At 44.1% G+C, this 12,119-nt stretch carries 10 protein-coding genes; 3 read left to right on the top strand and 7 right to left on the bottom strand.

Going from position 1 to position 12,119, the window contains the following annotated elements:
• Nucleotides 1-8: 8 nt before the first annotated feature.
• Nucleotides 9-386 (top strand): collagen-like triple helix repeat-containing protein, encoded by a 378-nt coding sequence (locus ACN6KS_RS01055; protein WP_440961132.1) that lies wholly within the window; start codon nucleotides 9-11, stop codon nucleotides 384-386.
• Nucleotides 387-452: 66 nt separating this feature from the next.
• Here the strand turns inward: ACN6KS_RS01055 and ACN6KS_RS01050 are convergent, their stop codons facing one another.
• The 7 genes from ACN6KS_RS01050 to ACN6KS_RS01020 form a co-directional block, all read right to left on the bottom strand.
• Nucleotides 453-2,273 (bottom strand): PrsW family glutamic-type intramembrane protease, encoded by a 1,821-nt coding sequence (locus ACN6KS_RS01050; RefSeq protein ID WP_094874545.1) that lies wholly within the window; start codon nucleotides 2,271-2,273, stop codon nucleotides 453-455.
• 13 nt (nucleotides 2,274-2,286) lie between these two features.
• Nucleotides 2,287-2,913, bottom strand: coding sequence for a hypothetical protein (locus ACN6KS_RS01045; RefSeq protein WP_094874544.1), 627 nt, complete (start codon nucleotides 2,911-2,913; stop codon nucleotides 2,287-2,289).
• A gap of 144 nt (nucleotides 2,914-3,057) precedes the next feature.
• On the bottom strand, nucleotides 3,058-3,741 hold the full coding sequence (locus ACN6KS_RS01040; RefSeq protein WP_440961131.1) for a Crp/Fnr family transcriptional regulator: 684 nt from the start codon (nucleotides 3,739-3,741) through the stop codon (nucleotides 3,058-3,060).
• Nucleotides 3,742-3,956: 215 nt separating this feature from the next.
• Nucleotides 3,957-4,883, bottom strand: a complete 927-nt coding sequence (locus ACN6KS_RS01035) for an alpha/beta hydrolase (RefSeq protein WP_440961130.1) — start codon at nucleotides 4,881-4,883, stop codon at nucleotides 3,957-3,959.
• 232 nt (nucleotides 4,884-5,115) lie between these two features.
• Complete coding sequence (locus tag ACN6KS_RS01030; RefSeq protein ID WP_440961129.1) at nucleotides 5,116-7,701, bottom strand: metallophosphoesterase; 2,586 nt, start codon at nucleotides 7,699-7,701, stop codon at nucleotides 5,116-5,118.
• Nucleotides 7,702-7,704: 3 nt separating this feature from the next.
• Complete coding sequence (locus ACN6KS_RS01025; protein WP_440961128.1) at nucleotides 7,705-8,970, bottom strand: class I SAM-dependent methyltransferase; 1,266 nt, start codon at nucleotides 8,968-8,970, stop codon at nucleotides 7,705-7,707.
• 24 nt (nucleotides 8,971-8,994) lie between these two features.
• Nucleotides 8,995-9,786, bottom strand: a complete 792-nt coding sequence (locus ACN6KS_RS01020; RefSeq protein ID WP_440961127.1) for a nucleotidyltransferase domain-containing protein — start codon at nucleotides 9,784-9,786, stop codon at nucleotides 8,995-8,997.
• A 229-nt stretch (nucleotides 9,787-10,015) separates the two neighbouring features.
• Here ACN6KS_RS01020 and ACN6KS_RS01015 point away from each other — a divergent pair, with 229 nt between their 5' ends.
• Both ACN6KS_RS01015 and ACN6KS_RS01010 read left to right on the top strand, forming a co-directional pair.
• Entirely contained in the window at nucleotides 10,016-11,329 is a 1,314-nt protein-coding gene (locus tag ACN6KS_RS01015) for a helix-turn-helix transcriptional regulator (RefSeq protein ID WP_341133524.1), read from the top strand.
• Nucleotides 11,316-12,119, top strand: a complete 804-nt coding sequence (locus ACN6KS_RS01010; protein ID WP_341133523.1) for a WYL domain-containing protein — start codon at nucleotides 11,316-11,318, stop codon at nucleotides 12,117-12,119. Before ACN6KS_RS01015 ends, ACN6KS_RS01010 begins: the two co-directional genes overlap by 14 nt.

The following is a 12,119-nucleotide window of genomic DNA, read 5'->3' as shown; positions in this document are numbered from 1 at the left end:
ACAAGATCATGTCATTTTTCCCATCTCCAAGTTTCCCAGGATTCCCAGGACAGCCTGGGCATCCTGGGCAACCCGGACAACCAGGAATACCAGGACAACCAGGAATACCAGGGTCACCAGGACAACCGGGACTCACGGCACCCAGCTCACCTCCCCCGCAACTCATCCCTCAACAACCTGCCATTTCGTCTTTTGCTGTCGACCCGGGAGCAATTGCTGGTTGTTTGTTTCGGAATACGTACGTATGGCTCGTAAATAGAAATCAATTCTGGTTTTTCCCGGTTTTCGTAGGACGCACCTCGGTTGCGGGTTTTCAGTGGAACGGAAGGTTTTGGATGTATACAGGCTTGAGCCTGCAGTCCATCCAATCCTTCACCTGTTTCTAAATGAACACACAGAAAAGCTCCGTTCCACGAGGAATGGAGCTTTTGGCTCTACGTTAGAATTGACCATTATTTAATCCGTAATGCCTGGCTACAGCGTGCACAGTAGCGGGTACCTTGGGGAGACATTGACCCGCAGCCTTCACAGTAAAGCTCCTGTGTCATTGACTTCACTTGATCGTCATGCAGAATTGCCTCATGCGTGGTTGGATTTAACATATTCAATACGTGGAATTCTTCTCTTCTTCCCCTGCGAAGGAGTGAGAACAATAAATAGAGGCCCATGAACCCGACTAAAGTCATAGCACCCGCCTTTATCAGACCCGATTCAAAGCGATAATTCCAAAGTGCATGCATCACCACTGCTGCTAAGAACATCTCCATTGCATGTCGCCATCTTGTCCATGGCTTGCCATTCCCCAAGTTCGAGTTCTTATGCATGCTGCTTGCATACCATATCCCCACAGTTGCAATTGCAGTCCATGTTCCATGGCCGAAGGGTGATAATAATGCTCTCATCCATAGGACCGCGAGCATCCCAAGGGAAGATGCTTCGTCTAAATGTACCCATCCATAAATAATACTTTCCACTGCTGCAAATCCCATTCCTGCTGCGGCACCAAACACCACTGCATCCATCAGAAATTGGATTTTTCGCGTTCGAACGAGTATCACACAGATTAACAATTTAGCAGTTTCTTCTATTAAAGCCACAGACAAAGGGACATAAAGCTGCGAAAAGTCAAAGGAATTTGCTTTTACTTCAAAAAGCCAAATCCGCTCTAAATACCAAGCCAGAGGGATGGCGACAATCGCGGTAGACACAAAAACTAAACCAACCCTCATCTGACGAAAGCCTACTAACTGCTGACTTCTTACAAAGGCTACGAATGCTACGGGACCCACTACACCTCCAACAATTAAGGCGGCGATCTTCCACCATTGACTATGTAAGAACAATGCCAAGAGGGATAAGACAAGAAATCCGCCTCCCAGCCACAGCAACTGGTCCATCCACTTGTCTTTGGCCTTAGGTAGCGATTCATTATCCTCGACAATAAATTCCTCACCGAAGGCAATTGTAACTTTGTCCATCAGATGGGGTGTTCGTATGTTTAGAACCTTAATGAGTTGTTGACGAACCGGAGCGTAATAATCGAGTATAGTTAAGAACTCTAACTTGCCCATAATCAGTATTTCACTATCTTCTACCGCGATCAACGTATGTGAGGAGACCGTGTCTGTTAGTAACTCTGTCTCTCCATAAAAATCCCCATCTCGAAGGATAATCTTGCGCCGCTTTCGGCCGCGAAGCTCGATACTCCCGCTGCTAATCATGAGAAATTGATCAATTACTGCACCTTCCTTGATAATTTCTTCGCCCTTCATCACTTTCTTGATCATTGTAATCTCCGCAAGACCCCGAAGTTCAGCATCAGGTATGACCGACCAGATGGTCGCTTTTCGAAGCATACTATGAATCATTCGGATTCGTATGTTCACAAGCACACTTTCATAAAATAACGGACTCAGGTTCGCCAAATATTCGAACGATGGACGGTCTAGACGCAGCGCCCTTACTTGACCGATTGCCGTAACACTAGCCGATCTTTGTAGGTTCCGAATAAGACCGATTTCTCCTACTAATTCTCCCGGTCCAAGTTCAGCCAAGAGCAGTGCCTTCCCAACTAAGTTAACCGAGGTGACCTGCACCTTCCCTTGCCATATAATGAAACAGTCCTTAGAGGTGGACGCTTCCATAAGAAGTCGTTGTCCATCCTCTAAAGACACAAGTTTTATAGCATCAATTACATTTCGTAGCTCATCATCAGGAATGCCTCGCAATAATGGATGATCACGTAGAAAATCAACTGCAGTATTAGGTATCATAGTTTTTAACTCATCACCGCATATTTCCTATAATACTACTTCTGGAATCCTGCATTTTTTTAACAAAATTCGTCATTACATCAAAAGCTTCGTTACGTTTATTCGATAAACTTTGCAGGCGCAGCATATCCATTTGCTGACTATTACTTGCACTATCAATCTTTGACTTGATTTGTCCCAACAGATTCTCAAGCTCTCCTTTGTTTTGCGGTATAGCCATACCCATAGCAGTAAACATGGCCCCCTTGTCATCTGTCAGCTTTACAGCAGAGCCGGCCTCAGCACCTGAAGGAAGCTTCCCCAGCTCTTCATTGATCACTCCTAGCAATTGATTCAGTTGTGAGATTGTTTCATTCTTGGCTTGTACAGCTGCGATTTGATCTTTCAGCTGCTCGTCTAACATACTTGCACGACTCGATTGTACAGCCATCATTGCTGTTTCAAGATCCATGTCCTGAATGTTAACCTGTGTCATACCACCCACTCCATTCACACTGCCTACCGAATTTTGCGTGGCATTTCCATTCAGGGCATCTTTAACGGAGTTATAAACCGAATTGTTATATAACAAAGCCCCTCCTACAATGATCCCCAGCACAAAAGTACCGGACATAGATAAAACCAATTTTTTCACACTCATTCCATTTCCTCTTTTCGTTTATGGATGGTCATTGTGTCATCACGATTCATAAAGCCAAACGAACGCGTTCTTTGTTAATAATGTTATATCATTTAGGGTGATTTACAGTCTGTAACCCCAATTACAATTCCCATATATTCAAGCTCAAATGACGTCGAGTATATTTCTAAGTCTATCTGTGTTACACACGAGTATTTTCCTCTGATCAATCCGTATTAACTGCTCATCCTGCAATCCAAGCAATGATTTCGTCACTGTCTCACGTGCCGTTCCTGTCATATCCGCCAGATGTTGATGCGTCAGTTTCAAATCGATAAGAACACCATCATCAGAGGACACTCCATGCTGTTCCGTTAGACGCAACAACACGCGAGCAATGCGCGTACGCACATCGATAACGGTTAAGTCTGTGATTAATTTATTGGCATCACGCAGACGATCTAACGCTGTTTCCAAAATGCCGATTAGTATTTCCGGATTACTTTTTAATAAGGGAATGAAATCGCGTTTTTTCAGAATACATAAGGTGGATTTCTCGATGGTCCTTGCAGAAGCAGAGCGTGCTCTTTCATTTTGTAGCAAAGCCATCTCTCCAAAGAAATCACCTTCTCTAAAAATAGAAAGGATTACATCCCTAGAGTGGTTATCTTGATAAATTTGAACAACTCCAGAGATAATAAGATAGAACTCCTCTCCCTCTTCCCCTTCAAAAAAGATGGATTCTCCTTTTATATATGTACGCTCACTACATAGCTTGGAAATTTCAGCTAAATATTCATCATCCAATTTTTCAAAGAACGGGAAATCGCGCAACAGTTGTGGGTTCACCTTCAAGAGAGACCTCCAGTGTGAGTGAATAATTCTTTTTAGGATAAAAGTTAAAAATTCAGGACTATCCTTTATTGTAATTGTTTTAATTTAAGATAAATAGTGACAGCAGTCATCAAATTATCATATGACATTTTACATTTTGTGGATATAAAACAAAAAAGAATCAACCACGCGGATCATCGAAAAGATACTCACGGCTTGATTCTCCTTTTCTACTTAAAAGCTCCTCGTAAAGCTTCAATTCTTCTCGCTACACTCTGCTGCACAATTTCGCTTTTTTCCGCTATATCGTATCCATGAATGGTTCCTTTGGTGTGATACAATTCAACCTGAACTCCACATTCTTGTAAGGCTTCTGCGTAATGAATTCCTTCGTCTCGCAAACAATCAAACTCCGTAATTTCAACATAAGCATTAGGCAAACCTTTTAATGAAGTTGCTTCCATAGGAGACGCATATGCTCTCTTGCCAGCTGCTACTCCATTCTTGAGATATAGCTTCCACATCTTCTCATTAAGCTTAGAGTTCCACAGAGGTGTGTCTGTAAACTCTTTAATGGATTCCGTAGTCTGTCTTGCATCTGTCACTGGATAGAGTAACATTTGAAAACAAATAGGAGGCGCCTGCCTATCGCGAGCCATTAGAGTCACTGCAGCAGCAAGCGCCCCACCTGCACTATCCCCACCTATAGCAATTCTACTCCTATCAATGCCTAAGGCATCCGCATGATCGCTCGCATATTCAAATGCTGCATAGCAATCTTCAACGCCATATGGGAAAGCGTACTTCGGGGCTAATCTATAATCCACAAATATTACTTTGCAAGGTGTCTTTGAAGCATACTCACAGGCCCAATGGATATGGGAAGGTGCTGCCTTTAGGACAAAGGCTCCTCCATGAATGTAAATAAGGCAGGGAGCGTTTTGGGATATACCCTCAGGTTCAATTATTGTCAGCTGAACGCTTCCGTCTTTATAGCCTGAAATAACTTTTTTCGTTACCTTCACACCTTCAGCAGAGTTGAATTTTTTCAAACTTCTCGCTATGAGTTTATTTAAAATTGGCAATAACAATGGATTTAAGGGAAGTGCTCTCTTTTCATAGGGTTCAAAGTCGCTATGGATTTTATATTTACTCATTAGATTCCTCCTATAATCAACTCATTAAGTAAGTACATCTTATCAAATCGTACTAATATGTCCATGTATTCATAACAGAAGCTGCATATAAAAAGACATCTCTATAGGTGAGTCCGCTTCAAATATATTTTCCTTGTTGTGCTTCTCCCCAGACAAAAAAAGACTCCCGGGACCTTCCCGACAGCCTGAACTCATAATTGGCAACCCAAGTTTCTTCACCCAAAACAATCCTCTACAACCTCGGGTCGATCGCTTTCTCTTTCGTTACCTCGAATAACAAGTTTGCCGCAATTTGCTTGTAGACCTCGTTGGCAGACGAAATCTCACCCAGCTTCACTTCTAGCATTTGTCTGCCCAGCCGGTGCTCAATTAAGGACGTACGAAGCTTAGGAGCGATATTCTTCTGCTTCATCAGCTTGGCATACTTATGTGGAAACTTGTAGTCGTACCCGTAGATGATCGACAAGTAGCCCGGATTGCGGACCTTCATATATGGGACTACCCCCTGCTGTTCTTGCTCCGGTTTGATTACAATTCCCTCCATATGTTTCTCTAGCGTTATCTTTGCGAAATACGCCTCTGCCCTGATGTAAGCATCGGGCTCATTCATGTCCAGAATCAGAAATTCATCATCATTTAAGAACCGGTATAGTTCGGAGGTTTTGCCGTCAGGTACCCGTTCATCGCCATTCTCCAGCACTTCCTTCAGGATTGCAAAAGGTTTGTATGCTAATTCCGCATCACCCGCATATAGCTCCAGCTGCTGCTTATATACCCGGTAGGCTTCGTCACGCTGGTCAAGATCTACATACGATTCTCTTATGTCACGCACATGCTTAAAAGTCTGGTAAACATGAGACCCATAGTTATTGTTAAGCGCCTCTTTCGACATATGGTGCTGGTCTTGTTCAAACCCGCTTACTTCAAAATCCTGTATCAGTTTACCCAGTGACTCCTCAAATCCATATTGTCTTAGGAAATCCAGCTCTGTCTCCAGCGCCTTGCCAATCGGCTGGAACTTACGCTCAATTAACCCATCCCCAAGCGCTTTCCAAGGTAGCAGCTCGCCATCCAGTAAAAGCACACCAATCCCCTGCTCAGCCATATAGGTTCCGAATTTATGAAGCAGCTGTTCGTAGATGGGCGTTAGATCGACCGCCTGAACCTTATAGCCGTTCCGGCTAATTGCGTAACACTGCTCTATATCCCGATAAAGGTACACACTACAGCGTGATCCCATATATTTAGGCTGCAGGACGACTTCAGATATACGACGCTCGGCAAAATAATCCAACCCTTTTCGCAGAGACTCAAGCTCACCGGCAGCCACATCCTTATCCGCAGGTGACATCGTCCCGGAGATGAAGTTGACCCGGTTCTGCGAGGAATACTGCAGTCTGCGCACAGACTCATAATCAAGCTCTAACAAGGATACGGTTTGCTCAGCCCGGAACAGGATAGGTAGCTCTTCGTGCACCGTAGTCACATGCGATTTTTGACTTTTATAGAAAGGTTTAAACGACATGCGAACAGAAGTTAGTTCATTACCCTGCGCACTCCCTGTGTCGAGGTGGAGTTTGTTTTTGATCCGAAAAGTCTGCTTGGCTGCAATATGTCCGAAGAGATGAAAGGGGTGATTACTAACAGCCTCTTGCTTTAGGAAATCAAGCTGTTCCTCAAAGGAAACCTCACGATCCAGCCGAAAGTTACGCTGATGGCGTAGTGAATTCGTATCCAGCTTACCAATGTACTTATTACGGCAAGGAGCATGGGTAACATAAAAAGAAGGACCTTGCATACCGATATAGCGGTAAAAGGGCTGGGATTGCTCTACTAAAGCCGAAAATTTACTAAAAAGCGCAGCATCCTCCTTAAGCACTTGGGTGGAATCAAAGTACGTTCTTAGCAGTTCGGGATCGGTACCTTGAATCTCACCCTTTACGTACTTGTAAACAAAGTTCTCGTGATTACCCATAACAAATAGGAAATGCTCGCGGTTATCAAATAAGAACTCAATCGTCTCCCGCGTCTGCTTGCCCTTATCAATCCAGTCACCAGCAAGAATAACTCGGGTGTTACTCAGCTTATCTGTAGCGCTTAACTTCCCTTCGTGCACCCGGTAGCCGTAATTAAGTAATAGTCCCCGAAGCTCTTCGACACACTCATGAACATCCCCAACCACAATATACTCTTGTGCTTGTAGAAGTACCGTAGATGCGTAAGTATCCCAATCCTGTATAATCACCCGGTAGTCCGGGTTAGGTATATCTTCGTCCTCGAGAATAAAATCTTTAGCACGCACCTTATGAATCTTGTTGTAGCCTTCCCGTGACAGAACAGGCAGGACTTCTTTTCTCAGCCGGTTTAAATGATTGGAGATCAGCTTCTTCGAGCGCTCCGAGACGTAGTAATCCTCCCGTTTGCGGTAATCAAACAGAATAACCTCCAGATTGTAATTATTTTGCCCGGCGATCTCACGGACTTTACTACGATAATCTTCGGATAGCCCAATGGTATCCATCACCACAAACTCCGCATTAATCGGAAAAGAAGTGACTAACTTCAATCTCTCAAATAATAATTGAAAGGTATGCGAACTCGCCTCCAGCATAACCTGATCATACTTATCATAGTCGTAGCCCAATATCTCCTGGCGGATACTATCCGAGGATAAATACTGCACATTCGTACGTAAATCTTTGGAGGCATCCTCTAGTTTTAACTGCGGGATCAGAACTTCTTTAGCAAAAGTCGATTTCCCGCATTCCGTTGCTCCTACAAGCAGAAATATGGTGTGTACACGCGTTTGAATTTCCACTGTCTATTCCTCCTTTCTTCGCACAATAGCGCATTGCGTCGTACGGATCTCGCCAACCCGGTCACCAACCATCAAATATTCGACCTCGACTGCTAAACCTTGAACCGTATCCAAAACCCATTGCCCGAACGCTTGCTGTCCCATTTCCCATTTATGATCTTCATGCCGGAACCCTTCCAGCTCATAATAACGATTGAAATCAGCATTCGGTGTGGTCACAATAAGTTGTTCGAAATTCACATTACCGACAATTTGCTGAATAAGCTCTGCGGCTTCACCTTCACTCATGTGCTCTACAACTTCTGTTAGAATCACATCAACCTGCTCCCCGTTGTACGACTCTAGAAAATGGTCCAGCGAGCCAAAGGTTGCAATGTTATCAATGTCCTTAGCTTTCACTTTCCGATTCACAACCTCCAGCAACGCCTCGGCTATATCTACCGCATAATAGGTACTCTCTATTTTTCCGGCAAACGGTATCGCATAGAAACCTTCTCCGCAGCCGATGTCCAGAATCGACTTATTGAATGGAAGCACACTTGAAATAAACGTACGCCGCTGCATCGCAGTACCGCCATACTCCAGCCCAATAGAATACTGGTCCGTTTGTTCGATGGAGGCTTTATATCGCTTGAACCGTTCCTTAGAGGTAAGGAAATTCCTTGCAAATAGACTTCTTATATAAAAAGGTGCATCAATGACGTTAAGGCTGCGGATATATTTATCCAAAATAGCATCCGAAATATCTATGTACTCTTCCCCAAATATGGATAAGAACAAGGACAACACACTAACAACATGCAAGAGATGATACAAGCTTTTATGTGTGGTAATTGTCAGTGAATAGCTCTTATGCGCCTGATGCTGCAAGGAGAAGGTATAGCCCTTTAAATGCTTTTGGAAAAATTCAGTATAGTGTATCCGCTCAACCTGAACCATATTGATGAAAAAAGAATGCTCATATCCTTCCACATCGCGTTCATCCTGCGCTTTGAAGGGTGTAGAGAAAAACTCATTGACCGCATTAAGCGGAAATAGAGGTGTATTAAACCGGGAGACATTTAAATACTCAAAGCTCTCACTTTCGTTCTGCTTGTAGGATATATCGTTATCTGCATCCTTAAAATAAACGTTATAAGTTCCATCGTCAGAATACCATCCATAAGCCAATCCCTGACGAACCGGACGAAGCTGCATACCTGTCACTGGATTCTTTTTAATTAAAAAAGTGAATTTTGGATTCGTTGATTTCAGTTGTACAATAGCCATACCATCTTCCTCCTATCAATCTTTCTATAAGACCCGTCCCCATACTTCCTGTAAAGCTTCTCGAAATAGAGCATCCAGCTGATGATCTCTTTTGTCCTCCTTAGCATTTAAGGACGCCGCCACCTTATCCAACACTTGGAACTGTTCTTCTAAATAATCGTTAATTGCGGTTAGCTGCGGTTCATAGTCTAGTTCCTCACCGGATTTTTTCCGGGCCAGCAATTGCTGAATCACCTGCCACAGCTCTTCATCCTTCGGAATAAGCCGCTCTACCAGTATATCGAACTCCATCGGCGGCATCTCTCCATATCGGTGAGTCCATTCACAGGCTAGAACGGGACGAAGTACATAAAAGTACTTTTTGATCTTGACCTGCTCGCCTTGCAGATAATCCCGGTAGTTGCCTCTTGCCATGTTTAAGTAATGGTACATACAAGACTTCGGCGAAAAGGTGTACGGGGAGATGCTTCTAAGCTTCTCTGCTATACTGTACTTTTCTGCATATTGAATGGGTGATTGCAGCCACTCCAGCAGGGGTGGATTAGACTTCCGAAATAAATTCAGTGCTTTCCGCAAATCCCAGCCATTGATATCAAGCCTATTGTTAATAGGACGCTCGATCACATCCCGCTTATCAAAAATAGATAGGTACCATTCCGGTTTATGCAGATAAATAAACCTCACATCATAATCACTGTCCTGCGATGGGAATCCCCACGCCCGGCTGCCTGATTCACAGGCATACAATATTGTAACTTGCTCCTCCTGTTCAATCTGTTCCAGCTGCTCACGGATAATCTTGTTTATAGGATCCATCTTCACCCCTCCAGATCGGTTACTTCCCTATTCTCTACCCTTGTTACTATTCGAACGCCTCATCAGAATTGCTTCGGCTTCATGGATCTATCTTCGCTCATCTTCCCTGTAACGAAAAGGGCGGAAGTATGGCGGCGGCCAAAAACACTTCCATTTTATTCAACTCTGGTGCTTAATATAATGAGTACTACTATTTCTAATGGATTCGCTACAGGCTGGAGGAATACAAATGGCCCGGGAAAGTTTTGACAAGGAGATTCAATTTCTTCGCATGCTCTCTTTAGCAGGGGGAGCTTACAGCAGACAACAATTCGCCGATCGTCTCGGCATTTCTGTACATACCTATGACAAAACGCTGCGCAACCTGAAGGGCATGGTAACCGTCTTACAACAAGACCTGCCTACAGAACAAGGAACAGAACTCTCTGAGTGGCTCCGCTATAACTACTATGAATCTGCCGACCCGCTGCTCCTGTTCTTGTTCCGGGCGAAGTCGCTTAAGGAAACGGAGAGCATCCGGCTTACTCTATTATTAACTGCGCTCCAGACTCAGGAGCTAACGGCTAAAGATCTACAGGATGTCTGCAGTGAGAAAATGCCAACCCATTATCCAATGCCCGATGAGAAGACCATCCGTGGAGATCTGAAATACCTTGAGGAAGTTGGCGTTATTCTTCGTGTAAACGAAGGGCGCCCTTATCGATACAAGGCTGCTAACGATCTGATTGATCAATTATCCGACGATCAGCTCTTGGATCTTTACGACTATGTTGATGTCATCGCCAACACGCAGACTCCGTCTGTGCAAGGTTACCTGCTGCGCGACACCCTAAAAAAGGTCCTGCGGATGCGGGGTTATAACCTCGAAGCTACGGAAACCCATAGATACAAATATAATTATCATTCACGTATTCTTGATGAGGCACACCTATATACGATATTTGCAGCGATTCAGCAGCGAAAAAAAATAAAATTTCTATATTTATCCCCTAAAAAGGGAAAAAACTACGCCTCTCAGAATACCAATCCTCTCTTTGAGCGGGAAACAAGGGGCGTCACAGAAACCGTTCTTCCGCTCCGCGTCATCTATGACCTTCAATATGGGCGCTGGTATTTAATCGGACATAATTCACGTATGGGCATCATGAAATTCCGAATGGAGGGCCTTACTCAGATTGAAGAGGGCGACACTGTGGAAGAAGCAGAGTTTGCTCAGAAACTCAGCAATCTGGAAGAGCAGATGACAAACAGCTGGGTTATAGATACCACCCGTGCGATTAAAGTGGTGGCGAGATTTTATAACCCCAATCGTCCAGGTGTTAATTTCATTCGGGAGCGGGTTGAAGCACAGGGACAGTGGGGAGTAATTACGGAAGAGTCCGATTCTACATTCCTTTATGAGATCACAGTGAATGGTATTTATGAAATTAAGCCGTGGTTACGAAGCTTTGGTTCGAGCTGCGAGGTATTAGAACCCCCTTGGCTGCGTAAGCAATTCATCGCGGAGTGGAAGGAGATTCACAGCTATTATGAATCCATTTGAGAAAATATTTAACTTTCAAATTAATTCCCGCCTCGACGAAGTGGGTTCATTAGCGCTGACCTCCCAGGAACGTTCTTGGCTAAAAACCATGTTAAAGCACCCGGCCTCAGAAGCAGCTTTTACACTAGACACCTTAAGTAAATTGAACTCCATATTGGAGACAGAACCGTCCACAGAAGTGAAGGAAATTATTATGGAGAAAGCCAAAAGCAAAGAGCTGCAGGTCTATCATCCAATGCTACGTACACTCCGCCGTATAATCATGCAGAATCAAGCGATCCTTATTACTTTCCGTATTAAGCATGGAGGGCAACGAACTGACCAAGCCGGGTTCCCTCACAAGCTGGAATATAATTTGTATAAGCGGGAGTGGTATCTGCAATGGTACAGTACCCGGCAGCGTTCTCTTATGTCCACCAAACTAAAAAACATTGTTTCTGTCGAAGCAGCCCCCTTCCCCGCCAAACGGATTGAAGGCTTGAAAGCAAGGATAGCGGGCTTATTAGAGGATCAAAAAGAATGTGCATGTATTCAAGTCATACCAACCTTTAATACTGAGCTGTCACGAATTCTATATGCCTTTTCCTGTTTTGATAAATCCGTGTCCTTTGAAGAAAACTCGGGTATCTATCGCGTCAAAGTCATCTACATGAGAGACGACAGCGAATTTCTGTTGTCCAAAATCCGTTTTCTTGGCCTGCGCGTAAAAATCGTCGAGGGTGAGTATCTTAAACGGCGCATGCTGAAATCCGCAGCTATGGCGATTGATCGGTATGGGGAAGGAAGATGA

Source organism: Paenibacillus nitricinens, from assembly GCF_052056485.1.
GTDB lineage: Bacteria > Bacillota > Bacilli > Paenibacillales > Paenibacillaceae > Paenibacillus_AQ > Paenibacillus_AQ nitricinens.
This window is presented reverse-complemented; position numbering and strand designations above follow the sequence as displayed.